Origin of the sequence: Nocardioides sp. Root151 (assembly GCF_001427925.1) — a bacterium.
In the GTDB taxonomy this organism is placed as follows: Bacteria; Actinomycetota; Actinomycetes; order Propionibacteriales; family Nocardioidaceae; genus Nocardioides.
This window is the reverse complement of the sequence record NZ_LMGG01000004.1, coordinates 116,865-140,503: the sequence shown is the minus strand read 5'-3', so window position 1 is coordinate 140,503 and position 23,639 is coordinate 116,865. Positions and strand designations below refer to the sequence as shown.

The following is a 23,639-nucleotide window of genomic DNA, read 5'->3' as shown; positions in this document are numbered from 1 at the left end:
CTCCTGGAAGTACGTGCGCGGGACAAGCCCGCGAAGAATGAGTCTAGGTCCCCGCTTTGACGGGTTCGGTTGTGGGCGGGACTGCATTGGCCCGCACGGGGTGACGACCTGCGGCCGGAGCCGCGCCAGCCCGGGGCGGCGTAAAGGGGCTTGGCCGCGGCGCGCGCAGCGAAGANCCGACGAGGCGGGCCCGGCAACAGCCGGACCCGCCTCACCGATGATGCTGGATCAGCCGCGCGGGATCTCGCGCATCTCGAAGGACTCCACGACATCGCCGATCTTGATGTCCTGGAAGTTCTTCAGCACCAGACCACACTCGAAGCCCTCGCGGACCTCGGACGCGTCGTCCTTCTCCCGCTTGAGCGAGGAGAGGTCGAGGTTGTCGGCCACCACGGCGCCGTCGCGCAGGACACGCGCCTTGGCGTTGCGGCGGATGGTGCCGTCGATGACCATGCAGCCTGCGATGTTGCCGGCCTTGGACGAGCGGAAGATCTCGCGGATCTCCGCCTTGCCCAGGGAGGCTTCTTCGTATTCCGGCTTGAGCATGCCCTTGAGCGCTGCTTCGATCTCCTCGATCGCCTGGTAGATGACCGAGTAGTAACGAATCTCGACACCTTCCTTCTCGGCCATCTGGCTCGCCTTGCCCTGCGGGCGGACGTTGAAGCCGATGATGATGGCGTCGGAGGCGGCGGCCAGGTCGACGTTGGTCTCGGTGATCGCACCGACACCGCGGTCGATGACGCGCAGCGAGACCTCTTCGCCGACGTCGATCTGGGCCAGCGAGTCCTCGAGGGCCTCGACCGAACCGGACACGTCGCCCTTGAGGATGAGGTTGAGCTCCTGGCTCTCGCCCTTCTCCATGGAGGCCATGAAGTCCTCGAGCGTACGACGCACGCGGCGCTTGGCCTGCATGGCCGCGCGTTCACGGGCTTCACGCTTCTCGGCGATCTGGCGAGCCATGCGGTCGTCGTCGACCACGATGAACGTCTGACCGGCGCCGGGGGCGGCGTTCAGACCGAGCACCATGGCGGGGCGAGCCGGGTCGGCTTCCTCGATGTTGTTGCCGTGCTCGTCGAGCATCGCGCGGACCCGGCCGTGAGCCGCACCGGCGACGATCGAGTCGCCGACCCGGAGCGTTCCGCGCTGGACCAGCACGGTGGCAACCGGGCCACGGCCACGGTCGAGGTGCGCCTCGATGACCAGACCCTGGGCGTCCTGGTCGGGGTTGGCCCGCAGGTCGAGCGACGCGTCGGCGGTGAGGACGACGGCCTCGAGCAGCTTGTCGAGGTTGAGCTCGGACTTCGCCGACACGTCGACGAACATGGTGTCGCCGCCGTACTCCTCGGGCACGAGGCCGTACTCGGTGAGCTGTCCGCGGACCTTCGTCGGGTCGGACTCCGGCTTGTCGATCTTGTTGACCGCGACCACGATCGGGACACCGGCGGCCTTGGCGTGGTTCAACGCCTCGACCGTCTGCGGCATGACACCGTCGTCGGCCGCGACCACGAGGATCGCGATGTCGGTGGCCTGGGCACCACGGGCACGCATGGCGGTGAACGCCTCGTGACCGGGGGTGTCGATGAAGGTGATGCGACGCTCGTCGCCGTCGACGTCGGTCGCGACCTGGTAGGCACCGATGTGCTGGGTGATGCCACCAGCCTCCTTGTCGACGACGTTGGCGCTGCGCAACGCGTCGAGGAGCTTGGTCTTTCCGTGGTCGACGTGACCCATGACGGTGACGACCGGCGGGCGGAACGCGAGGTCGCCCTCGTCGCCCTCGTCGGCACCGAACTCGATGTCGAAGCCTTCGAGCAGCTCGCGGTCCTCGTCCTCCGGGGACACGATCTGGACGACGTAGTTCAGCTCTTCGCCGAGCAGCTCGAACGTCGCCTCGTCGACCGACTCGGTCGCCGTGACCATCTCGCCCAGGGAGAACAGCATCTGCACCAGCGAAGCGGCGTCGACGTTGATCTTCTCGGCGAAGTCGGTCAGGGACGCGCCACGCGCCAGGCGAACGGTCTCGCCGTCACCCTTGCGGACGCGCACGCCACCGATCGTCGGGGCCTGCATGGCCTCGAATTCCTGACGACGAGCCCGCTTCGACTTGCGTCCACGACGCGACGGGCCACCGGGGCGACCGAAGGCACCCTGGGTCTGGCCGCGCTGACCGGGACGACCGCCACCGGGGCGACCGCCACCCGCGGGGCCGAAGCCACCGGGGCGTGCGCCACCGGGACCGCCGGCGGGGGCACCGCCACGGCCGGGAGCACCGGTACGACCCGGAGCACCACCGCGACCGGGCGCACCGCCACGACCGCCGCCGGGGCCACCGGGACCACGACCGCCGGGGCCGCCACCGAAGGCGGCCGGGGACTTGGGCATCATCGCCGGGTTCGGACGGGGCATGCCCGGACGACCCGGAGCACCACCGTCACGCGAGGCCGGGGGCCGCGGCGGACGCTGGTCGCCGGACGGGGCACCAGTGCCGCCACCGGTGCTCGGCGCGGGTCCACGGTCGGCAGGGGCGGGGCGACGGCCCATGCCCTGGCTCGACGAGAACGGGTTGTTGCCGGGGCGCGGCGTGCCGCTGGGCTTGCCCACCGGACGCGGGGCCGGCGCCTTCGGCGCGGGCGCCTTCGGCGTGGCAGAAGCAGCCGCGGCGGGTGCCTCGGCTGCGGGCGTCTCCGGAGCAGCCGGTGCCTCGGAGGCAACGGGCTCGGCGGCGACGGGTTCGGCGGCGACGGGTTCGGCCGGGACCTCGGCGGCCGGCTTGGGCGCCGGCTTCGGACCGGGTCGCGGCCCGGGCTTCGTCGCCGGCTTGTTGGCGGCGGCGGGTGCCTCGACAGGGGCAGGCTTCTCGGCAGCCGGAGCGGCCGGGGCCTCGGGTGCCGCTGCGGGCGCCTCGGCGGGGGCCGGCTTGGCGGCCTCCTTGGTCTCAGCCTTGGCAGGCGCTGCAGGGGCGGAAGTGGCGGCGGCGGCCTTGAGCTGCTCGCCGTACTCCTTCTTGAATCGGTTCGCCACCGGGGGCTCGATGGTCGAGGACGCAGACTTGACGAACTCCCCCATCTCCTTCAGCTTCTCGAGAACAAACTTGCTCTCGACGCCGAATTCCTTGGCGAGTTCGTGTACTCGGGGCTTGGCCACGCTTCTCCTTCTGGCCCGAGCCCCGACGCTGCCTGATGCAGGAGGAGGTGATTCGGACCGTTAGTGGTTGTGCAAACTCATCGGGAAGTACTCATCGAGTGCTCATGAGCTGCTGCTCCAGTTCCTGTAGGTCAATCACGGTGTGGTGTCTGTGCCGGAGTCGATCATCGTGCGCAGTGCGGTCACATCAAGGCCCCCCGCGAACCGCAGGGCTCGGGGGAAAGCGCGTTTGCGCACTGCCAGGTCGAGACACGCGGTCGTGGGGTGCAGGTGAGCACCACGGCCGTGCGCCGTGCCGTCGGGATCGGGCACCACGGCGGGGCCGTGGTCATCCGATCCGGCGACGACCCGGATCAACTCAAGCGTGGTGGCCCGCTTGCGACACCCCACACACATACGCACGGGGCGTGGGCGCGCGGGAATGTTGCCAGTCGTAACCACCAATCCAAGAGTCTAGCCGTTGGCGCGCCCAACGCCGAACCGGTATCCCCTGGACCAGCAGGTTTCCCCGGTGCACCGGGGAAACCTGCACATCCCACGGCAGATGTTCCGTGGGAAGCGAGGGGCTTCCGTGGGAAGTAGCCTGAACGGCATGAGTGACCTGCAGTGCGCCAGCCGGATCATCCTGGCCCGACACGGCGAGGCGGAGTACGAACAGCCCGAGCTGGCCGACGAGGGCGGGTCGCTGACCACGCTCGGCCGCCAGCAGGCGGCCGGTCTGGCCGGGCGTCTGGCCGATCGCAAGGTCTCCCACGTCTACACCAGCACCTTGGCCCGCGCGGTGCAGACCGGCGAGATCGTGGCGGCCGCGCTCGGCATCTCGGTGACCACGCGCCGGGCGCTGGTCGAGTACGGCGAGGGCGAGCTCACCGACGACGATGCGTTCACCGAGATCTACCGCCGGTGGACCGATGGCGACCTCGACGTACGTGTGCCCGGGGCCGAGACCGGCGCCGAGGGCATCGAGAGGTTTCGGTCCGCACTGTCCGAGATCGCCGACCAGCACCGGGGTGAGGACGTGCTCGTGATCAGCCACGGCGGCCTGCTGCGCATGGGCGTGCCTGCGCTGGTGCGTCTGGACGGCCACGAAGCACGACGCATCGGCAACTGCGAGTTCGTCGAGGTCGACATCGACGGTGACGGCTGGGTCTGCCGGGCCTGGTGACCCGGCAGACCGCCACAGATCAACCTCAGGGTGCGACCGGCGGAGCCTCGTCGGAGCGGATGTCGATGCGCCAGCCGGTCAGTCGGGCGGCGAGTCGGGCGTTCTGGCCCTCCTTGCCGATCGCCAGCGACAGCTGGAAGTCGGGCACGATCACCCGGGCCGAACGCTCCTCGAGCGAGACGATCTGCACCGAGCTGACCCGGGCCGGCGACAGCGCGTGGGCGACCAGCTCGGCGGGGTCCTCGGACCAGTCGACGATGTCGATCTTCTCGCCGTGCAGCTCGGACATGATGTTGCGGACCCGCTGGCCCATCGGGCCGATGCAGGCGCCCTTGGGGTTGACCCCGGGCACGCGCGAGTGCACCGCGATCTTGGTTCGGTGACCGGCCTCGCGGGCGATCGCCGCGATCTCGACCGTGCCGTCGGCGATCTCGGGGACCTCGAGCGCGAACAGCTTGCGGACCAGGTTGGGGTGGGTGCGCGAGAGGGTGATCTGCGGCCCGCGCATGCCCTTGCGCACCGAGACCACCATGCACTTGATGCGGGCGCCGTGCTCGTACTTCTCGGTGGGCACCCGCTCGCCCAGCGGCAGGATCGCCTCGAGCTTGCCGAGGTCGACCATCACGTCGTCGGGGTTGCGGCCCTGCTGGATGACGCCGGAGACGATGTCGCCCTCCTTGCCGGAGAACTCACCGAACCGGATCTCGTCCTCGGCGTCGCGGAGCCGCTGCAGCATGATCTGCTTCGCGGTCGTTGCGGCGATCCGGCCGAAGCCGTCGGGGGTGTCGTCGTACTCGGTGACGACGTTGCCCTCCTCGTCGACCTCGGCGGCGAGCACCGAGACGTGACCGTTCTTCTGGTCGAGGACGACCCGCGCGCGCGGCTGCGCCCCCGGGGACTTGTGGTAGGCCGTGAGCAGGGCCTGCTCGATGGCCTCCACGAGAACGGAGAACTTGATCTCCTTCTCCTGCTCCAGCATGCGGAGGATGTTCAGGTCGATGTCCATCAGGCGTCCTTGCTCTTTCGGTTGAACTCGATCTGGACCTTGGCCTTGGCGATGTCGGCGTACGCCACCTCACGGTCGGCTCCGTCACTGCCAGGGCCCTCCATGGTGAGGGTGACTGCGGTCTCGGTGGAACTGCTGATGCGGCCTTCGACCTCGCCGCCCTCCACGAGGGCCACCTTGACCAGGCGGTCCTCGTTGCGGCGCCAGTGGCGCGGGAGGGTCAACGGCCGGTCGACGCCTCGCGAGGTGACCTCGAGCGTGTAGGGGTGCTCCCCCATCACGTCGGAGGCGTCGAGCACGCGCTCGACCTCGCGGGTGGCGGCTGCGACGTCGTCCAGGTTGACACCACCGTCCTTGTCGACGGCGACGCGAAGGACACGGCGCTTGCCGGCGGGAGTGATCTCGACCGCCTCGACGTCGAGACCCATGGTCGACAGGGGGTCGATGAGTTCCGCTTCGATGCGATCCCTGGTTGCGTCAGACTTGGCGCTGCTCATGGGTGCGACCTCCTTGTGCTGTTGTGGGCCCAACCATACTGGCAATCCCGTGGGATCAAGACCTCCGGTTAGAGTCTCCCGCGTGCCACTGTCCTCACGCCCCGTCTCGCGTCGTACGACGCTCGCTGCCGCGCCCCTCCTGGCGTTGGCCGGATGCCGCTGGGGACCGGCCGAGGACGGCGACGAGCCGGCCGCCGAGCCCTCGAACGCCGTCCCCGACGAGCAGCAGGTGAAGGCCGCACTGCAGGCGATCGCGGACGCCGACGAGTACGTTCGTGAGGTCTCCTCGGACCACGTGAGTCTCGCCGAGCCGCTGGCGGCGCTGACCGCCCTGCACACCGCGCACCAGGCGCTCATCGCCAAGGACGGCGACACCGGGACGACCGTGCGCATGGGCACGCCGACCCGCGCCACCGCCGCCCTCAAGGCCGTACGCCGCCGCGAGCTTGGCCTGCAGCGCACCCTGACCAGGCTGGCCGGCGAGGTGTCGAGCGGGGAGCTCGCCCGCACCCTCGCGGCGATGGCGGCCGGGGTCGCCCAGCAGGTCGCGCTGCTGCCCAGCACCGCAAAGGACGCCGACGCATGACCGGGACCGACGCACTGCAGAGCACCCTCGCCGCCGAGCACGCGGCCGTCTGGATCTACGGCGTGCTGGGCGGGCAGACCTCGCAGTCGTCGCAGCCGGCGCTGTACGACGCGGTCACCACGGCCTACGTGACCCACCGGAGCCGCCGCGACCAGCTCGTGCGCTGGGTGCGTGACGCCGGCGAGGTCCCGGTGGCCGCCGAGGTCGCCTACGAGCTGCCCAATGCCGCCCGCACCCCCGCCGAGCTCAAGGCCATCGGGCTGCAGGTCGAGCAGCGTTGCGCCGCGGCGTACGCCGACCTGGTCGGCCGCACCACGGAAGACGAACGGGCCTGGGGCGTGAACGCGCTGGTCGAGTCGGCGGTGCGCCAGCTCGACTTCGACGGCGACCCGACCGACCTGCCGGGCATCGACGCCTGAGCCGCGCTGAACTCGCTCGGGCTGGGCCCCTCCGCGGCGGGCCCGGCAGAACGGACCCGCCAGGACTGGCCCGGAGATGGCCCTCAAGGCTGGGCGAAGGCCCTCTCCCGGCAGCCAGTCCTGGTGCGGAGGTGGCCCGGCATCGGGGAAGCCCCGAGATCTGCCCCGACGCCGGATTGGTTCACCCCGAGTGTGTGAACACCACCAAGGATGATCCTTCCCCAGTTCTTCGCTGGTGCCCAGCAGTTGGTGGTTGCAGGTTTTTGCGTTGCAAGAACTTGCAAAAGTGAAACGCGGATCCCTGCAGTCCGATGAAGGTCGTTCAGACGTCGTTCCAGGCCGTCACGATGCCCAGGATCTCGGCCAGTTCGTGGGCCACCGCGTCCGGCGTGCCCTCGGTGTGACCGACCTGGTTGGTCGGGATGGTGCTGTGCGGGATGTGGATGGCCCGGAGGCCGGCGTTCTGGGCGCCCCAGACGTCGTCGAAGAGCCGGTCTCCCACGTAGACACAGCGGGCCGGGTCGGTGGCACCCACCGCTCCCAGGGCTGCGGCGAAGGCGTCCGGAGAGGGCTTGGTCCACGGGATCTCGCTCGTGTAGACGTCACCGTCGATGAGGTGGTCGACCCCGTCGCGACGGAAGAACTCCTCGTGCCACTCCCGCGGCCAGATCGTGTTGGACAGCACGCCCACCTTCAGCCCGAGCGCGCGCAGCCCCTCGAACAGCGGTGCCACCTGCGGGTCGGTGCCTGTGTGCGGCTCCCAGAACTCGCGGTAGGCGGCGAGCAGCTCCGGGTCGTGCTCGAGACCGGCCGCGGTGAAGAGGTCCCCCACCGTCGCGCTCTGCTGGTGGTCACGCGAGCGGCCCCAGATCACGTCGCCCGCGGAATGCAGCCGGGCGGCATGCGCGTGATGATCGTCGTCCTTCGTGGGCGTCGTGATCACCGCCTGGGCCAGGGCCAGCGACTCCGCGTGGAAGTCGATGTCGTGCCACTGGGTCAGCGTGCCGCCCCAGTCGAAGATCACCGCGTCAAGGTTCGAGGGTCCGCTGCTCATGGGCGCAACTTATCGGTAGCCCAAGTCGACCCGGTCAGCTCCTGACCACCTCGGTCAGGTGGGCGACGATGTCGGCCACCGCCACGTTGGTCCGCTCGCCGGAACGCCGGTCCTTGACCTCGACGGTGCCGTCGTCGGCCAGGCCGCGGCCGACCACGGCGATGGTGGGTACGCCGATCAGCTCGGCGTCCTTGAACTTCACGCCCGGGCTCACCTTCGTGGGCCGGTCGTCGAAGATCACGTCGAGGCCGGCCTGCGACAGGTCGGCGGCGATCTTCTCGGCCGCCTCGTGGATCGCCGGGTCCTTGCCGGTCGCGACCAGGTGGACGTCGGCGGGTGCGACCTCGCGGGGCCAGATCAGGCCGGAGTCGTCGTGGTTGTCCTCAGCGATGACCGGCACGGCACGTGAGACGCCGATGCCGTAGGAGCCCATCGTGACGGTGACCAGCTTGCCGTTCTCGTCGAGGACCTTGAGGTCGAGCGCCTCGGCGTACTTGCGGCCGAGCTGGAAGATGTGGCCCATCTCGATGCCGCGCGCGGTCTCGAGCCTGCCATCGCGTCCTTCGGTGGCGCACTGCGGGCACGCGTCACCGTCGCGCACCTCGGCCGCCTCGATCGTGCCGTCGGCGGTGAAGTCACGGCCGGCGACCAGGTCGATGACGTGCTGGCCGTCGACGTTGGCACCGGTCACCCAGCGGGTGCCCTCGCTGACCCGGGGGTCGACGAGGTAGCGGATCTTGCTGTCGGACTCCTCACCGAGCGCGCCGGGCCCGATGTAGCCCTTGACCAGGGCGGGGTGCTTGCGGAACTCGGTCTCGTCCATCGCCTCGACCTCGATGGGCTCGAGCTGCCCCTCGAGGCGCTTCTGGTCGACCTCGCGGTCACCGGGGATGCCGATGGCGAGGGGCTCACGGGTGCCGTCGGGGTGCTTGAGGACCACCATCACGTTCTTGAGCGTGTCGCCGGCCGCCCAGGGACGGTCGTCGCGGGGGAACTTCTCGTTGAGGTGGTTGACCAGCGTCTCGATGGTCGGCGTCGCGGGCGTCTGCTCGGCGTGCGCGGCCGGGGCGTCGTCGTACGACACGGGCGCGGGGGCGGGCACCGCGACGGCCTCGACGTTGGCGGCGTACTCACAGGTGGGGCAGTGGACGAAGGTGTCCTCGCCGACCTCGGAGCGGGCCAGGAACTCCTCGCTCTTCGATCCGCCCATCGCGCCGCTGGTCGCCTTGACGATGACGTAGTCGAAGCCGAGCCGGTCGAACGTCTTGATGTACGCCGCGCGGTGTGCGGCGTACGACGCGTCGAGGCCGGCGTCGCTGGTGTCGAAGGAGTAGGCGTCCTTCATGGTGAACTCGCGACCACGCATGAGCCCGGCGCGGGGGCGCGCCTCGTCGCGGTACTTCGTCTGGATCTGGTAGAGCCAGACGGGCAGGTCCTTGTAGGACGAGTAGAGGTCCTTCACCACGAGGGTGAACATCTCCTCGTGGGTGGGTCCGAGCAGGTAGTCGGCGCCCTTGCGGTCCTTGAGGCGGAAGATGCCGTCGCCGTACTCGGTCCAACGGTTCGTGGCCTCGTAGGGCTCGCGGGGCAGCAGCGCGGGGAACTGGAGCTCCTGGCCGCCCATCGCGTCCATCTCCTCGCGGATGATGTTCTCGACCTTGCGGAAGACCCGAAGCCCCAGCGGCAGCCAGGTGTAGATGCCCGGCGCGGCGCGGCGGATGTAGCCGGCCCGGACGAGCAGGCGGTGGCTGGGCACCTCTGCGTCGTTGGGGTCGTCGCGAAGCGTGCGGACGAAGAGCTGGGACATCCGAAGGATCATGCGGGCAAGGCTACTTGTGCCCGAGCGCCAGTCGCGAGGCGGTTTCCGTTGTCCCGACCACGTGGCGCGAGTCGCCCCGCCGTCGGCGAAGTGGTGAGAGGATGAGCACCATGCCTACGACCGTCCCGTGGGAGAAGCGGCCGGAGTTGCGAGTACGACTCGCCGCCGAGACCGCCAGCGTGCCCGGGGCCCGTCGGTTCGTCCGTGACGGCCTGACCGGCTGGGAGCGCGCCGACCTGATCGACGACGCCGCACTGTGCGTGACCGAGATGGCTGCGAACACCGCCCTGCACAGTGGCAGCAGCTACATGAACGTGGTCCTCAACGACCTCGATGCGGCGGTCCGGGTCTCCGTCGAGGATGCCGGCGGGCTGGTGCCGGTGCAGGCCCTCGTGCCCCAGACCTCTCGACGGGCAGGTGCCGCGAGCGAGCAGGCGCCCCCGGTGGAGGAGCTGGCGACCACCGGACGAGGACTGTCGATCGTGTCGATCTTGTCGCGGCACTGGGGCATCGACGAGACCGGGCTGGGACGGCGCATCTGGGCCGAGATCGAGGCCTCCGACGTGGAGCACCCGATCCGTCCGCCCAGCCTCGGCACGCTCCCCGCGGTCGAGGACGCACCGATGATGCTTCCGGCCGGCTGGAAGATGCTCCTCATGCCGCAGTGCCCGGTCGACCTCGGCCTCCGACTCGACCAGCATCTCGACGACCTGATCCGTGAGCTCCAGTTGATCGACGCCGGCGCGGACTCGGGCCCGCGTCCGCGCGAGCTGGGCGAGCTGATCGAGCGGCTGGTCGCGCGTCCCGCCTTTGCCCGACACATGGGCCGGCGAATCGCGCAGGAGGCCGCGGCGGCCGGCCTCGACGTCGTCGACATCGAGATGCCCGCTCCCCCGGAGCTCAGTGTGCTCGCCCGGGAGCTCGCCGACACCATCGCACTCGCCGACCGGATGTGCGTCGACCAGCACCTGCTCACCCTCGCCTCGACTCCCGAGATGAACGAGCTGCGCGACTGGTTCACCGAGAGCATGGTCGGCCAGCTCGAGGACGACGCGGAGCCGGTCCCCTTCCCCGTCTGGCGGGCCCGCCGGCACTGATCCCCCACCGTCCGGAGCCAGGGCACCGGGCGGGCCCGTACGCTGCACGACATGAGCGACGCGGCCCTCGAGGCCTTCTGGGCAGACGCCAAGGTGCGTGCCAACCTCAACCGGCTGCGGGTCTACACCGGACCCAACGCGAGCGAGGCGCTGTGCCCGCCGGCGTGGGCCTTCGGGGACTCCGCCGACATGGCCGACGAGCTGCTTGCGCTGGTGCTCGACGGTCGCAAGACCGCCACCGCCTCCGCGCTCGCCGACTACGACGACGAGGAGCTGCCCAGCATCGGCAGCCTGTCGATCATCAACGACGGCGCCGACATGCCACGCGTGCTGGTGCAGACGACCGACGTGCGCACCATGCCGTTCGCCGAGGTCTCCGCCGAGCACGCCCGGCTCGAGGGTGAGGGCGACCTCTCGCTGGACCACTGGCGGCAGGCGCACCGCGACTTCTTCACCGAGTTCGGCCACGAGGTGACCGACGAGTTCGAGGTCGTCCTCGAGCAGTTCAAGGTGATCTGGAAGCCCTGAGCTGCACGGCCGCGGTGGTGGCTGATGGCTGTCAGCGGCGCCGCGCGGAGCCATCAGCCACCGCGCAGCAGTCGGCTGAGCCTGCAGGCTCAGCCGCGGGCGGCCTTGAGGGCGCTACGGATCATCGGGATCTGCAGGGGCAGGCGGGCCAGGGTGCCGGCCTTGAGCGCGGTGTTCTTCCGCTTCTGCGCGTCGGCCGCCATCTTGAAGTTCGCCGGGTAGACCCCGAGGAGCAGTCCGGCGCTGGCCCACCCCGCGACGGAGCGGGTGCGCGGGTGCAGGAGGCCGGCGGCACAGACGATCTCGGCGACACCCGAGCCGAGCACGACCTCGCGGCGGGCGGGCACGAACGTGGGCACGATCGGTTCGTAGACCTCGGGCTTGACCAGGTGGATGACGCCGGAGACAGCGAAGATGCCGGCGAGGCCGAGGACGTCCTTGGGAATGTTCACGTCGCCCAGCGTAGGCGGGCACGGGGCACCGACTCCCCCGACGGTCAGAACATGATCGTGGTGAACTGCGCCGTCTCCACGAAGCCGGCCTTCTCGTAGGCCCGGCGGGCGGGGAGGTTGTGGTCGTTGACGTAGAGCGAGGCGATCGGCGCGATCTCCGCACACACCGTCTGCGCCACCGCGGCCATGCAGGCCGTGGCCAGGCCCTGGCCTCGACGGTCCGGGACGACGTACACGCCCTGGATCTGCGCGGCGTACGGCGTGGCGCACGCGACCTCGGCCTTGAAGACGACCCGGCCGTCCTCGAAGCGGGCGAACTGCCAGCCCTTGGAGATCAGCTGCATCACGCGGGTGCGGTAGAGGTTGCCCCCACCACCCCACTCGGGTGAGACACCGACCTCTTCGGTGTACATCGCGACGCACGCCGGGTAGACCACGTCGATGTCGGAGGCGACGGTGCGCCGTACGGCGGGATCCGGCTCGACCAGCGGGGACCCGGCGATCTCCATGTGCGGCTGGAGCGCGCGCACCTCCCGTGGCCCGCTCCACTTGTCGGCCACGTGCGCCCACAGGCCCTCGACCGAGGCAGCCGGCCCGACGATCGTGGAGACCCGCGAGCGGCCGCGCAGCCCGTAGTGGGCAAGCTCCTCGAAGTCGTCGGGACCGACCTGGATCGGCACCAGGTTGGCGCCGATGTGCAGGGCCGAGACGAGGATGCCGTTGCAGAACCGGCCGACCACCTCGCCTCCGAGCCAGCGACGGTCGAGGCGTGTGGTGTGCGCGCGATAGCCGGCGAACACGTTGACCACCGGGTCCAGCGCAACGAGGCGCATGAACTCCGGCACGTCATCAGGCCCCAGCGGGCGCACGTGTTCAGGGGTCGGCAGCACGTCCCGGAGCCTACTGCCCCTCGGGCACCTGGCGGTGTCGCCTCAGCTGACGGTCACCGCGGCCGCGGCGCCCTCGACGGGCTCCATGTCCTCGGCGATGCGCATGGCCTCTTCGATGAGGGTCTCGACGATCTGCGACTCGGGCACGGTCTTGATGACCTCGCCCTTGACGAAGATCTGTCCCTTGCCGTTGCCGGAGGCCACGCCGAGGTCAGCCTCGCGGGCCTCGCCCGGTCCGTTGACGACGCAGCCCATCACCGCGACGCGCAGTGGCACCTCCAGCCCCTCGAGCCCGGCGGTGACCTCCTCGGCCAGCTTGTAGACGTCGACCTGGGCGCGACCGCAGGACGGGCACGACACGATCTCGAGCTTGCGGGGGCGCAGGTTGAGCGACTGCAGGATCTGGATGCCGACCTTGACCTCCTCCACCGGCGGGGCGGACAGGCTGACCCGGATCGTGTCGCCGATGCCCTTGCTGAGCAGGGCGCCGAACGCGGTCGCGGACTTGATCGTGCCCTGGAACGCGGGACCCGCCTCGGTCACGCCGAGGTGCAGCGGCCAGTCGCCCCTCTCGGCGAGCAGCTCGTAGGCGCGCACCATGACCACCGGGTCGTTGTGCTTGACCGAGATCTTGAAGTCCTGGAAGCCGTGCTCCTCGAAGAGGCCGGCCTCCCACACCGCGCTCTCCATCAGTGCTTCGGGGGTGGCCTTGCCGTACTTCTCGAGCAGTCGCTTGTCGAGGGACCCGGCGTTCACGCCGATGCGGATCGAGGTGCCGCGGTCCTTGGCGGCGGCCGCGATCTCCTTGACCTGGTCGTCGAACTGGCGGATGTTGCCCGGGTTGACGCGTACGGCGGCGCAGCCTGCGTCGATCGCTGCGAAGACGTACTTCGGCTGGAAGTGGATGTCGGCGATGACCGGGATCTGCGAGTGCTGGGCGATCTCGGCGAGCGCGTCGGCGTCGTCCTGGCTCGGGCACGCGATGCGCACGATGTCGCAGCCCGCGGCGGTCAGCTCGGCGATCTGCTGAAGCGTGCTGTTGACGTCGGAGGTCAGCGTCGTGGTCATCGACTGCACGGACACCGGGTGGTCGCTGCCGACCCCGACCTTGCCGACCTGGATCTGGCGGGTTTTGCGTCGCGGCGCGAGCACCGGCGGCGGGGCTTCGGGCATGCCGAGGGAGATCGAGGTCATGGCGCCAGTCTACGTACGTCGTGTCGGGCGGCCACTTCGCAGGACCTCTGCGTCAACGTCCTGCGTCGCGGTCGCCCCGGCAACCACCTCGCAGGACGTCCTGAACAACGTCTGGCCAGACCGTCAGGTGAGGTGGATGGGGACCACCACGTCGCCGACGATCAGGACGAGGCTCATGAGGAGGAAGGCGCCGGCCACCACGTAGGCGATCGGCAGCAGTCTCGCCACGTCGACGTACCCGGGATCGGGGCGCTTGAACACCTTCGCGAACCCGCGGCGTACCCCTTCATAGAGCGCACCGGCGATGTGCCCACCGTCCAGCGGCAGCAGCGGCACGAAGTTGAACATGCCGATGAAGAAGTTGAACCCGGCGATGAGCATCAGCAGCATCACCAGCTTCTCCTTGACCGGGAAGGCGTCGTGGGCCGCAGTCTCTCCCGCGATCCGGCCGCCGCCGACCAGGCTCATCGGCCCTTCGGGGTCACGCTCCTCGACCCCGACGATCGCCTTTCCGACTCCCCACACCTTGGCCGGCAGGTGGGCCAGGGCCTTGGCGGTGTCGACGGTCATCGTGCCCATCGTGTCGACGGTGTAGACCAGGCCTCCGGTGGTCGGCTCGGCCGTCGGCACGAAGCCGAGGAAGCCGACCGCGGTCAGGGTCTGGTCGGTGGTTGAGGTCGGGCGATCGGTCACGACGGTGTTCGTGGTGAGCTCCTTCTGCATGTCGCCGCGCTGCACCACCATCACCGCCCGCCCGTCGCCGTTGTCGCGGATCAGGTCGGACAGCTTCGCCCAGTCGTCGCCGATCTCGACACCGTTGAAGCTGAGGATGCGGTCGCCCTTCTGGAGCCCGGCCTTCTGCGCGGGGCTCTCCGGGTCCGCCGCCGTGCACTCACGGTTCTTCTCCGCGATCGGCACGACACAGGGCTGCACACCGGACACCTCCGGCGTCGTGTGCGGGTCACCGAGGTTGCCGTACGTCGCGAACACGCCACCGAAGATGACGAACGCGATGGCGATGTTCACCGCCGGGCCGGCGGCCATCACGATGACCTTCTTCCACCACGACATCTTGTAGAAGAGCCGGTCGGAGTCCTCGGCCTTGACCAGCTCCCACTCGGCCGCCCGCGCGTCGCTGATCAGCTGGGTGAACATGCCGGTGTTGGACTGGCGGAGCCGCTCGACCTCGTTGCCGTCCTCGTCGATGATCGTCTCGCGCACCGCGTCCTTCTCGGGCGGCAGCATGCCGACGATCTTCACGTAGCCGCCGAGCGGGATCGCCTTGATGCCGTATTCGGTCTCACCGACCTTCTTCGACCAGATCGTGTTGCCGAAGCCGACGAAGTACTGCGTGACCTTGCCGCCGAACCTCTTGGCCCACACCATGTGGCCGAGCTCGTGGAGCGCGATCGAGACCAGGATGGCGACCACGAAGATCACCACGCCGAGCGTGTAGTAGAGCACGGTCATGCCGCTGGGGGTCCCTTCGAAGGCACACGAGTACGGGTCAACGGTACGTCCTCGGTCCAGCCCGGCACGACTTTCGCGATCTCTCTGCGCGACGCGGCGCCGTGCCGCATGCTCGGGTCATGTGGGGAGCACGCCTGTGGGGGCCTGCGGTGCTGGTGGCGGCGTTGTCGACCGGCCCGTCGCCGTCGTACGCCGTGGCCTCGTCCGCCGCCGCCACGCCCGCGCGCTGCTCGGCCGGCCTGGTTGCCCTCACCTTCGACGACGGCCCCTCCTCGAACGTGACGCCGCGACTGCTCGGCATCCTCGAGGAGCGCCGGGTCCGGGCGACGTTCTTCATGGTCGGCGAGCGGGTGGCGTCGGCCCCGGCGACCGCCCGCAAGGTGGCGCAGGGAGGTCACGTCGTTGCCAACCACAGCTGGCACCACACCCTGATGACCACGCAGACCGACTCGCAGATCCGCGACACCCTGCTCGCCACCGACCGCGCGCTCCGTCGCGCCGGGGTCGTGCCCGGCAAGCTGATGCGGCCGCCGTACGGCGAAATCAACGCGCGGGTGACCGCGGCGATCACCCGCACCGGCTTCGTGCCGGTGCTGTGGGACATCGACCCGGAGGACTGGGAGGACCGCACCGCCACCGCCATCGCCAACGCGGTGATCGCGGGCCTGCGTCCGCACCGCAGGAACATCGTGCTCCAGCACGACGGCGTCACGAACTCGCCGAGCTCGGTGAGCGCGGTGCCGTCGATCATCCAGAGGGCCCGCCGACTCGGCTACTGCTTCGCCGTCCTGGGCGCTGACGGCCGACCCACCCCGCCGGTCCCGCGCCTCACGATCGCGTCGACGACGGTGCGGGAGGGCGACGTGGCCCGGGTCCGGCTCAGGCTCGACCAACCGACGTCCCGTCCGGTGAGCGTGCGACTCGACACCCGCGCGGCTGGAGCCGGGGCAGCCGACTTCACCGGCCGCAGCCTGCGTGTGCGGTTCCCGATCGGCACCACGACCCGCACGGTGCTGGTCCGAACCCACCAGGACTCCCTGGACGAGAGGAACGAGGCCTTCTCCGTGCGGCTGTCCGCACCCGTCGGCCTGAGAGTCGGCACCTCGTCACGCCGGGTGGTGATCGTGGACGACGACGCCCCGCCGGGTGTGCGGGTCCGGAACCTCGTGGTGACCGAGCCGGCCACCGGTACGACGCCCGCGGACGTGGTCGTCGAGCTCGGCCGGCCCAGCGGACGCCGCGTCGTGGCGACCCTGCGCACCCGACCGGGAACAGCACGGGCCGGTGACTTCACCCCCAGGGTGGCGTCGGTGGTGGTGCCCGCCGGGACGGTTCGCGCGTTCTTCCGTGTCGAGGTGCTGGCCGACCTGCTCGACGAGCCGGAGGAGACCTTCACCGTCGAGATCACCTCGGCGGTCAACGCACGGGTCGTCGCGACACCGGCCACGGTCACGATTCGACCGCCGCCCACCCCGTAGGCCTCGGCCCGTGATGCGTCAGCGCAGGGTCGCGCGGGCCTGCTCGCGGGCCCACCCGTCTGCGGCCAGCACGTCGTCCACAGTGAGCTCGGCGATCTGCGGCTGCTCGTAGGAGGCGAGTACGGCGGCCACGGTGTCGACGATCTCGACGAACGGCAGGTCACCGGCCAGGAACGCGTCGACGCACACCTCGTTGGCCGCGTTGTAGACCGCGGGCGCCGTACCGCCACGGCGTCCGGCCTCGCTGGCCAGGCCCACGGCCGGGAACGCCTCGTGGTCGAGCGGGAAGAACTCCCAGGTCTCCGCCTTGGTCCAGTCGACCGGCGGTGCGGCGTCGGGCACCCGGTTCGGCCAGCTCAAGCCCAGCGCGATCGGGATCATCATGGTCGGCGGGCTGGCCTGCACCAGCGTCGAGCCGTCGTGGAACTCGACCATCGAGTGCACCACCGACGTCGGGTGCACCACCACCTCGATGTGGTCGAAGGCGATGCCGAAGAGCAGGTGCGCCTCGATCACCTCGAGTCCCTTGTTGACCAGGGTCGCCGAGTTGACGGTGATCACCGGGCCCATCGACCAGGTCGGGTGGTTCAGCGCCTCCTCGCGGGTCACGCCGGCCAGCTCCTCACGGGTGCGGCCGCGGAACGGCCCACCGCTGGCGGTGAGCACGAGTCGGCGCACCTCGTCGGGGCTGCCGCCGCGCAGGCACTGGGCAACAGCCGCGTGCTCGCTGTCCACGGGCACGATCTGGCCGGGCCGCGCACGCGAGGTGACCAGCGGGCCGCCGATGATCAGCGACTCCTTGTTGGCCAGCGCGAGGGTGTTGCCCGCGTCGAGCGCGGCCAGCGTGGGGCGCAACCCCACGGCGCCGGTGATGCCGTTGAGCACGACGTCGCACTCGAGCCCGGCGGCCTCGGTCGAGGCGTCCTCCCCCAGCCCGGAGTACGCCGGCGCGAACTCACGCACCTGCGCGTCGAACAGCTCCTCGTGGGAACCACCGGCGGTCAGCCCGACCACCCGGAAGCGGTCGGGGTTGGCCCGCACCAGCTCGAGGGCCTGCGTGCCGATGGAACCGGTCGAGCCGAGGACGACGATGTCGCGAGGTGAAGTCACCCGGCCAGTCTTTCAGGTTGCCGGGACGCGCTCAGGCCAGCCCGTTGTCCGCCGTACGGGCGGGGCGTGAGCCGGTGAACAGCCAGGCGTCGAAGAACGCGTCGAGGTCCTCGCCGCTGACCGACTCGGCCAGTGCGGTGAAGTCTGCGGTGGAGCCGTTCGCCGGGCCTCGCACCCAGGCGCGCAGCAGTGCCTTGAAGTCGGTGTCGCCGATGCGGTGGCGCAGCGCCTGCATCGTCATCGCGCCGCGGTCGTAGATCGGTCCGTCGAAGAGGCGGCCCGGCCCCGGGTCGCCGATCTTCAGCTTCCAGAAGTCCGAGTTGGCGGGGATCGACTCCCAGGTGCTGAGCAACCACGCCTGTGGGGTCGCCTCGCCACCGTTGCCGGACCAGAGCGTCTCCAGGTAGGTCGCCGGGCCCTCGTTGAGCCAGATGTCGCGCCAGTTGTCGACGCTGACACGGTCACCGAACCACTGGTGCGCCAGCTCGTGGACCACGAGCCACGTCGACTCCCGGCCGCCGACGGACGGGTAGGTCGGGCGGGTCTGGTTCTCCAGCGCGAAGCCGGCGTCGAGCGACGTGGTGAGCCCGCCGGTGGTCGAGAACGGGTAGGGGCCGAGCCAGCCCTCGAGCCAGGCGATCACCCTGGGCGTCTGGCGCATGAGGGCGGTCGACTCGGTGCGTGAGTAGGGGTCCAGCTCCTTGGAGACCGCGTTGAGCCAGGGCAGTCCGTCCGCGGTCCGGCCCCGCTCGATCGTGTAGCGGCCGGCCGCGAAGAACGCGAGGTACGGCGCCATCGGCTCGTCGGCCCGCCAGTGCCACACGGTCCACCTCGTGCCGCGGGTGATCGCCTTGAGCTTTCCGTTGGAGATCGCCTGCAGGCCACGCTCGACCGTGATGCGCACGTCGAGGACGGCCTTGTCGCGCGGGTGGTCGTTGGCGGCGAACCACCACGCAGCCATCTGGGGCTCGCCCATCGCCACGACCTCGCGGCGGCTGGCCTGCCACGGCCGCTCGCCGCCCCACGAGATGGCGCCGGGCCTTCCCGCATAGGCGACGCGTACGACGAACGACGCGTCGTCCGCAATCGGCGTGCGAGGCCTGATCTGCACCTCGTGGCGGTTCGTCCGGCTGAACGCGGCCCGGTGGCCGTTCACCGACACGGCTCGCACCGGAAGCACGAGGTCGACGTTGAACCGGCTCAGCGACTGGCCGGCGACGGCCCGGAAGGCGGTCACGCCGACCAGCCGGCCGGTGTCGAGCTCGACCCGGTTGCGCACGTCGTAGTGCCCCACGTCGTAGCCGCCGTTGCCGTACTGCGGGAAGTAGGAGTCGCCCATACCCGCCGACCCCGGGGTCGGTGCCTGGCTGCCGGCCGTCGCGGCCGTCGTGCCACCGATCAGGCAGCACAGCGCGACTGCGGCTGCGGCTGCGCGCTTGATGCTGCGGGGCTTCGCAGCGCGACGTTTCACGCGCGGCTTCACGACGCGCGGCTTCACGACGTACCGCTTCACGATGCGGCGCCGAGTGACACCGGTCGACCCGAGACGAGGGCGGCGAGCGCAGTACCGAACCGGCTCGGGTCCGTCAGGGCGCTCGCGATCGGGACCGGCTCGTCGAGCACGAACGCGATCGAGCTCGGTGCGACGGGCTCGCAGCCCGCCGGATCCGTGCGGCCGGCCTTGACCGCGATGTCCCAGGCGACCTCGCGGGTCTCGTCAGAGGGCTCGATGCCGGAGAGGATCGCAGCCGCCGGGGCGTGTTCGCCGGGGTGCAGCGCGGTGTCGGTGACCACGAGGTGGGGCGCGAACTCGTCCACGCGCCCGTCGTCGAGCACGACGCAGGTGGCGCCGAGGCGGGCGGACGCCAACAGCACCAGCAGCTCGCGCAGCGGGTCGGCGAGGAGCACACCGACGTGCTGGCCGGGTTCCACGCCGAGCCCGCGCATCGCCCCCGCCAGCGCACCGGACTGCTCGAGCAGACCGGCGAAGTCGAGGGAGGTCTCCCCTGAGACGGCCGGGTCGGCCGCTCCGCCGCGGATCACCCGCACGTCGACCGCGTTGTAGGCGAGGTTCAGGGTGCCCTCATCGCCGTCGGTGGGCGTCTTGAACCACACCAGCTCCACGTCGTACTCCTCGAAAAGAAAACCGGTTGCGAACGACCGGACCCGTGCGGGAACGTTCTAGCCGAAGCGTACGGCGTCAGGCCGTGCCCGTTGAGAGGAGCCGTGACATGTCGATCGATGTCTTCGGTCTGCCCACAGACCTTTTCTCTCACTTCTGGAGCACACCTGATGATGCACGACTTCGCGGGACCCCACTCTGACCCCGCATCGCACGACAGCACACCGCACGACAACCGTCTCGACGGCATAGATTCCACCTTCGTCTTCGAGTTCGAGCAGCTCGACGAGCCCGACGACGCGAACCAGCGTTGGTCGACGTGGCTCTCCGTTGAGCCGCTGTGCCGCGGACCCAAGCCCCGCCCCGACTGGGTGGTGACGTCTCAGGGCGCCATCGACACCGAGCTCGGCATCCTCAAGACAGGCAAGGAGGCGGAGGTCTTCCTGGTCGAGCGCGGCGTCCCGGGCGGCGAATCCGTGGTGATGGCCGCCAAGCGCTACAAGTCCCGCGAGCACACGGCGTTCCACCGCAGCGGCGCCTACACGGAGGGCTGGTCGACCCGGCGCTCACGTGACGCCCGCGCGATCAAGGCCAAGTCGACGTTCGGACGCGAGGTCGCCTCCGGGCAGTGGGCCAACTCCGAGTGGACCGCGCTGAAACGGTTCTGGGAGGCCGGGGTGCCGGTCCCCTACCCGGTGCAGATCGACGGCACGGAGATCCTGATGGAGTTCATCTCCGTCGACGACTCCCCCGCGCCGCGGCTGGCCCAGACCCGGCCGGCTCCCGACCTGCTGGAGCACTACTTCGAACAGCTGCGCTCGGCGATGGAGGCGCTGGCTCGCGACGGTGTGGCGCACGGCGACCTGTCGCCGTACAACATCCTGGCGGCGGGCGAGCGCCTGGTGATCATCGACCTGCCGCAGGCCGTCGACATCGTCGGCAACGCCCAGGGCATGGACTTCCTGATGCGTGACTGCGCGAACGTCTGTGCCTGGTTCCGGCGGCGGGGCCTCGAGGTCGACGAGCACGAGCTGTTCGGCGAGCTCCTGGCCCAGGTCTTCTGAGCCGGCGTTCGCGTTCGCACACGCTCATGCGTTCGCGAGAGTTGCAGTTCGTACCTGTCCGCAGTCGGGACTCGTACGAACTGCAGCTCTCGCGGCGGCTCGGGCCGACCAGCGGGTGGTTTCGAGACGAGCCCTCACCCGGCGGCAGGGCGGGTACGGTCAGCGCCGTGGATCTCTACGACGCCATCCGACGCCGCCGCGACACCCGCGCCGAGTTCACCGGCGAGCCCCTCGACGACGAGGTGCTGACGCGGGTGCTCAGCGCTGCGCACAGTGCGCCGAGCGTCGGGATGAGCCAGCCGTGGGACTTCGTGCTGGTGCGCGACCCGGCGAAGCTGGATGCGTTCCACGAGCACGTCGCCACCGAGCGTGAGGTCTTCGCGGCCTCGCTGGACGGTGAGCGTGCGTCCACGTTCGGAGGCATCAAGATCGAGGGGATCCGCGAGTCGGGGCTGGGCGTCGTCGTCGGCTACGACCCGACCCGGGGCGGCGACAACGTCCTGGGTCGCCACGCGATCGCGGACGCCGGCCTCTATTCGGTCTGCCTCGCGATCCAGAACCTGTGGCTGGCCGCAACCGCCGAGGGGCTCGGCGTCGGGTGGGTGAGCTTCTACCGCGAGGAGTTCCTCTCCGGGCTGGTCGGCTTCCCCGAGCAGATCCGACCGGTCGCATGGCTGTGTCTGGGCACCGTGGCCGGCCTGCCCGACGTGCCGGACCTCGAGCGCTTCGGCTGGCGGCACCGCTCCCCCCTCGAATCGGTGCTGCACGAGGATTCCTGGAGCCACTAGCCTCGGCGTCATGCACAAGCGACGGGGACGCGTGGTCGAGGTCGAGACCCTCGAGGAGTTCGACCGACGCATGTCGGGAGGCGTCACGTCGATGACCGGCTGGCACCTGCAGTCGATCGACCTGTCCGGCCGCAGCGACGAGCTGCACCGGGTCCGCGTGGCGGGTGCCCTGTTCCTCGGCTGCACGTTCGCGCCCGGCGACGAGGACGACGTACGCACCCGCGGGGCGATCGTCTTCCCGGTGGTGCCCGACGTCCCGGTCGACACCTACCGCGGCACCCTCTACTCCCCCGCCGAGCTCTACGACACCACGCCGTACGACGCCTGCCTGGACGCGCGCGTCTACGCCTGGTCGAAGCAGCCGCCTGACCTCGACGTGACGCTGGCCCAGGCCCTGCACGACCACGCCATCGACAACGCTCTCGGCAGCTGGCGCACCGGACGGCGGCTGGTCGGCGTGATGGGTGGTCACGCATTGCAGCGCGGTCAGCCGGCGTACGCCGACGCCGCGAACCTCGGGCAGCTGCTCGCCGCTGACTGCACCGTCGCCACCGGCGGCGGCCCCGGCGCGATGGAGGCTGCCAACCTCGGTGCCTGGATGGCGAAGCGCACCACCGACGATCTCCAGTCAGCGTTGACGAAACTCGCCGAAGCGCCGGGCTTCCGGCCCGACATCGGCGAGTGGGCGGCGGCCGCTTTCGACGTGCTCGAGGAGTTCCCGGACGGTACGTCGTCGCTGGGCATCCCTACCTGGCACTACGGCCACGAACCGCCGAACGCCTTCGCCAGCAGCATCGCGAAGTACTTCCGCAACGCGACTCGTGAGGCGATCCTGCTGCAGGTCTGCGATGCCGGGATCGTGTTCCTGCCCGGCGCGGGCGGCACGGTGCAGGAGATCTTCCAGGACGCGTGCGAGAACTACTACGCCGACGAGTCCTCCGTGGCGCCGATGGTGCTGGTCGGCGTGGAGCACTGGACCAGGACCGTGCCGGCCTGGCCGCTGCTGGGCTCACTGGCCGCCGGTCGTCCCATGGAGCCGCACGTGCACCTCGTCGACACCGTCGAGGAAGCCGCCGAGCTCGTCCTCCGCCTCCCCCCAACCGTGGATTCTTGATGCGCGAACCGTGTGTTTTTGATGCGCGAACCGTGCGTTTTTGATGCGCGAACACCGGATCCTTGATGGCTCGGTGGTTGAGGAGCTCGCGCCAGCGAGCGTCTCGAAACCACCCCACCCGCCACCCTTCGCTGGTTGAGGAGGTCGCTCTGCGACTGTCTCGAACCACCCCACGCGCCACCCCCGCTGGTTGCGGAGGTCGCTCTGCGACTGTCTCGACACCACTCCCAGAAAATAGTTCGAGGAATCTTCTCCGGGGCCTGTGGACAACCGGTTTTCGGGGTGTCGGCTGTCGGTGGTCNCCAACCCTTCGAGGTCGACGACCTCGAAGGCGCGGTCCTGCTCGACCTGATCACCGACGCCAAAGACACCGCCTGGCGTGCCGAACGCCGCAAACTCCGCCTCGCCTACCAACTGTGCGTCACCAACCCCGCCGACCCCGGGGTGGACCCGGCGACCTGGGGTGACGGCATCCCCGGCCTTGCCGACTACGACCAATCCCTCGGCGGGGAAGGAACACCCTTGGTGGCGGCGTTCGTGACCGAGTCCTGGGCCACCGCCACCGCCGTGTCCTCCTGGACCGCCAAGAAGGTCCTGGCCAACACGTTGGACCTGCACCACCGACTCCCGAAGACCTGGGCT

At 70.0% G+C, this 23,639-nt stretch carries 22 protein-coding genes; 9 read left to right on the top strand and 13 right to left on the bottom strand.

Annotated features, from left to right (window positions below):
• Positions 1–228: 228 nt before the first annotated feature.
• Entirely contained in the window at positions 229–3,144 is a 2,916-nt protein-coding gene (infB, locus tag ASD66_RS09165; protein ID WP_056890765.1) for a translation initiation factor IF-2, read from the bottom strand.
• A gap of 135 nt (positions 3,145–3,279) precedes the next feature.
• On the bottom strand, positions 3,280–3,540 hold the full coding sequence (locus tag ASD66_RS09160; protein ID WP_056676448.1) for a YlxR family protein: 261 nt from the start codon (positions 3,538–3,540) through the stop codon (positions 3,280–3,282).
• 196 nt (positions 3,541–3,736) lie between these two features.
• Here ASD66_RS09160 and ASD66_RS09155 point away from each other — a divergent pair, with 196 nt between their 5' ends.
• On the top strand, positions 3,737–4,309 hold the full coding sequence (locus tag ASD66_RS09155) for a histidine phosphatase family protein (RefSeq protein WP_056676444.1): 573 nt from the start codon (positions 3,737–3,739) through the stop codon (positions 4,307–4,309).
• Positions 4,310–4,334: 25 nt separating this feature from the next.
• On the opposite strand, the gene nusA is transcribed toward ASD66_RS09155, so the two are convergent.
• Together nusA and rimP are read right to left on the bottom strand one after the other, a co-directional pair.
• Positions 4,335–5,315 carry a transcription termination factor NusA gene (gene nusA / locus ASD66_RS09150; RefSeq protein ID WP_056890764.1) on the bottom strand — a complete coding sequence of 327 codons (981 nt, stop codon included), beginning with the start codon at positions 5,313–5,315 and terminating at the stop codon, positions 4,335–4,337.
• Positions 5,315–5,812, bottom strand: a complete 498-nt coding sequence (gene rimP / locus ASD66_RS09145; RefSeq protein ID WP_056676438.1) for a ribosome maturation factor RimP — start codon at positions 5,810–5,812, stop codon at positions 5,315–5,317. Before rimP ends, nusA begins: the two co-directional genes overlap by 1 nt.
• An 82-nt stretch (positions 5,813–5,894) precedes the next feature.
• On the opposite strand from rimP, the gene ASD66_RS09140 reads away from it, so the two are divergent.
• A complete protein-coding gene (locus ASD66_RS09140; RefSeq protein WP_156388616.1) occupies positions 5,895–6,398 on the top strand; it encodes a hypothetical protein in 504 nt (167 codons plus the stop codon).
• A complete protein-coding gene (locus ASD66_RS09135) occupies positions 6,395–6,817 on the top strand; it encodes a ferritin-like domain-containing protein (protein WP_056890762.1) in 423 nt (140 codons plus the stop codon). The genes ASD66_RS09140 and ASD66_RS09135 overlap by 4 nt, the downstream gene beginning before the upstream one ends.
• A gap of 322 nt (positions 6,818–7,139) precedes the next feature.
• Here the strand turns inward: ASD66_RS09135 and ASD66_RS09130 are convergent, their stop codons facing one another.
• Positions 7,140–7,871: an HAD family hydrolase gene (locus tag ASD66_RS09130; protein ID WP_056890761.1), complete on the bottom strand. Its 732-nt coding sequence runs from the start codon at positions 7,869–7,871 to the stop codon at positions 7,140–7,142.
• A gap of 34 nt (positions 7,872–7,905) precedes the next feature.
• Positions 7,906–9,690, bottom strand: coding sequence for a proline--tRNA ligase (locus tag ASD66_RS09125; protein WP_056890760.1), 1,785 nt, complete (start codon positions 9,688–9,690; stop codon positions 7,906–7,908).
• 110 nt (positions 9,691–9,800) lie between these two features.
• Here ASD66_RS09125 and ASD66_RS09120 point away from each other — a divergent pair, with 110 nt between their 5' ends.
• Together ASD66_RS09120 and ASD66_RS09115 are read left to right on the top strand one after the other, a co-directional pair.
• Complete coding sequence (locus tag ASD66_RS09120; protein WP_156388615.1) at positions 9,801–10,787, top strand: ATP-binding protein; 987 nt, start codon at positions 9,801–9,803, stop codon at positions 10,785–10,787.
• 51 nt (positions 10,788–10,838) lie between these two features.
• Positions 10,839–11,315, top strand: coding sequence for an ASCH domain-containing protein (locus ASD66_RS09115; RefSeq protein ID WP_056890758.1), 477 nt, complete (start codon positions 10,839–10,841; stop codon positions 11,313–11,315).
• An 89-nt stretch (positions 11,316–11,404) separates the two neighbouring features.
• Here ASD66_RS09115 and ASD66_RS09110 read toward each other — a convergent pair whose 3' ends face one another.
• From ASD66_RS09110 to ASD66_RS09095, 4 genes are all read right to left on the bottom strand, one after another.
• Positions 11,405–11,767 (bottom strand): hypothetical protein, encoded by a 363-nt coding sequence (locus ASD66_RS09110; RefSeq protein ID WP_056890757.1) that lies wholly within the window; start codon positions 11,765–11,767, stop codon positions 11,405–11,407.
• 44 nt (positions 11,768–11,811) lie between these two features.
• A complete protein-coding gene (locus ASD66_RS09105; RefSeq protein WP_056890756.1) occupies positions 11,812–12,657 on the bottom strand; it encodes a GNAT family N-acetyltransferase in 846 nt (281 codons plus the stop codon).
• A 42-nt stretch (positions 12,658–12,699) separates the two neighbouring features.
• A complete protein-coding gene (gene ispG, locus ASD66_RS09100; RefSeq protein WP_056676413.1) occupies positions 12,700–13,851 on the bottom strand; it encodes a flavodoxin-dependent (E)-4-hydroxy-3-methylbut-2-enyl-diphosphate synthase in 1,152 nt (383 codons plus the stop codon).
• A 123-nt stretch (positions 13,852–13,974) separates the two neighbouring features.
• Positions 13,975–15,321 (bottom strand): M50 family metallopeptidase, encoded by a 1,347-nt coding sequence (locus ASD66_RS09095; protein WP_056890755.1) that lies wholly within the window; start codon positions 15,319–15,321, stop codon positions 13,975–13,977.
• A gap of 119 nt (positions 15,322–15,440) precedes the next feature.
• On the opposite strand from ASD66_RS09095, the gene ASD66_RS09090 reads away from it, so the two are divergent.
• Positions 15,441–16,799: a polysaccharide deacetylase family protein gene (locus ASD66_RS09090; RefSeq protein ID WP_082599423.1), complete on the top strand. Its 1,359-nt coding sequence runs from the start codon at positions 15,441–15,443 to the stop codon at positions 16,797–16,799.
• 18 nt (positions 16,800–16,817) lie between these two features.
• Here ASD66_RS09090 and dxr read toward each other — a convergent pair whose 3' ends face one another.
• From dxr to ASD66_RS09075, 3 genes are read right to left on the bottom strand one after another with little or no spacing between them, the layout of a single operon-like run.
• Positions 16,818–17,909, bottom strand: a complete 1,092-nt coding sequence (gene dxr / locus ASD66_RS09085) for a 1-deoxy-D-xylulose-5-phosphate reductoisomerase (RefSeq protein WP_056890753.1) — start codon at positions 17,907–17,909, stop codon at positions 16,818–16,820.
• Positions 17,910–17,940: 31 nt separating this feature from the next.
• Positions 17,941–19,422, bottom strand: a complete 1,482-nt coding sequence (locus tag ASD66_RS09080) for a M1 family metallopeptidase (protein WP_056890752.1) — start codon at positions 19,420–19,422, stop codon at positions 17,941–17,943.
• Complete coding sequence (locus ASD66_RS09075; protein WP_056676398.1) at positions 19,419–20,033, bottom strand: AMP-binding protein; 615 nt, start codon at positions 20,031–20,033, stop codon at positions 19,419–19,421. Before ASD66_RS09075 ends, ASD66_RS09080 begins: the two co-directional genes overlap by 4 nt.
• A 168-nt stretch (positions 20,034–20,201) precedes the next feature.
• Here ASD66_RS09075 and ASD66_RS09070 point away from each other — a divergent pair, with 168 nt between their 5' ends.
• The 3 genes from ASD66_RS09070 to ASD66_RS09060 all read left to right on the top strand — a co-directional run bounded on the left by ASD66_RS09070 (position 20,202) and on the right by ASD66_RS09060 (position 22,997).
• Positions 20,202–21,095 carry a serine protein kinase RIO gene (locus ASD66_RS09070; protein WP_056890751.1) on the top strand — a complete coding sequence of 298 codons (894 nt, stop codon included), beginning with the start codon at positions 20,202–20,204 and terminating at the stop codon, positions 21,093–21,095.
• A gap of 167 nt (positions 21,096–21,262) precedes the next feature.
• A complete protein-coding gene (bluB, locus tag ASD66_RS09065; protein WP_056676393.1) occupies positions 21,263–21,883 on the top strand; it encodes a 5,6-dimethylbenzimidazole synthase in 621 nt (206 codons plus the stop codon).
• 10 nt (positions 21,884–21,893) lie between these two features.
• The gene (locus tag ASD66_RS09060; protein WP_056890750.1) at positions 21,894–22,997 is read left to right on the top strand and encodes an LOG family protein; all 1,104 of its coding nucleotides are present in this window, start codon (positions 21,894–21,896) and stop codon (positions 22,995–22,997) included.
• The last annotated feature ends 642 nt before the right edge of the window (positions 22,998–23,639 follow it).

Coding starts and splice junctions, on each gene's coding strand:
- ASD66_RS09060 (WP_056890750.1), top strand. CDS start 21,894: ATGCACAAGCGACGGGGACGCGTGGTCGAGGTCGAGACCCTCGAGGAG.
- ASD66_RS09135 (WP_056890762.1), top strand. CDS start 6,395: ATGACCGGGACCGACGCACTGCAGAGCACCCTCGCCGCCGAGCACGCG.
- ASD66_RS09070 (WP_056890751.1), top strand. CDS start 20,202: ATGATGCACGACTTCGCGGGACCCCACTCTGACCCCGCATCGCACGAC.
- ASD66_RS09125 (WP_056890760.1), bottom strand. CDS start 9,690: ATGATCCTTCGGATGTCCCAGCTCTTCGTCCGCACGCTTCGCGACGAC.
- ASD66_RS09155 (WP_056676444.1), top strand. CDS start 3,737: ATGAGTGACCTGCAGTGCGCCAGCCGGATCATCCTGGCCCGACACGGC.
- ASD66_RS09090 (WP_082599423.1), top strand. CDS start 15,441: ATGTGGGGAGCACGCCTGTGGGGGCCTGCGGTGCTGGTGGCGGCGTTG.
- ispG (WP_056676413.1), bottom strand. CDS start 13,851: ATGACCTCGATCTCCCTCGGCATGCCCGAAGCCCCGCCGCCGGTGCTC.
- ASD66_RS09160 (WP_056676448.1), bottom strand. CDS start 3,540: ATGTGTGTGGGGTGTCGCAAGCGGGCCACCACGCTTGAGTTGATCCGG.
- ASD66_RS09095 (WP_056890755.1), bottom strand. CDS start 15,321: ATGACCGTGCTCTACTACACGCTCGGCGTGGTGATCTTCGTGGTCGCC.
- ASD66_RS09120 (WP_156388615.1), top strand. CDS start 9,801: ATGCCTACGACCGTCCCGTGGGAGAAGCGGCCGGAGTTGCGAGTACGA.
- nusA (WP_056890764.1), bottom strand. CDS start 5,315: ATGGACATCGACCTGAACATCCTCCGCATGCTGGAGCAGGAGAAGGAG.
- rimP (WP_056676438.1), bottom strand. CDS start 5,812: ATGAGCAGCGCCAAGTCTGACGCAACCAGGGATCGCATCGAAGCGGAA.
- ASD66_RS09130 (WP_056890761.1), bottom strand. CDS start 7,871: ATGAGCAGCGGACCCTCGAACCTTGACGCGGTGATCTTCGACTGGGGC.
- ASD66_RS09115 (WP_056890758.1), top strand. CDS start 10,839: ATGAGCGACGCGGCCCTCGAGGCCTTCTGGGCAGACGCCAAGGTGCGT.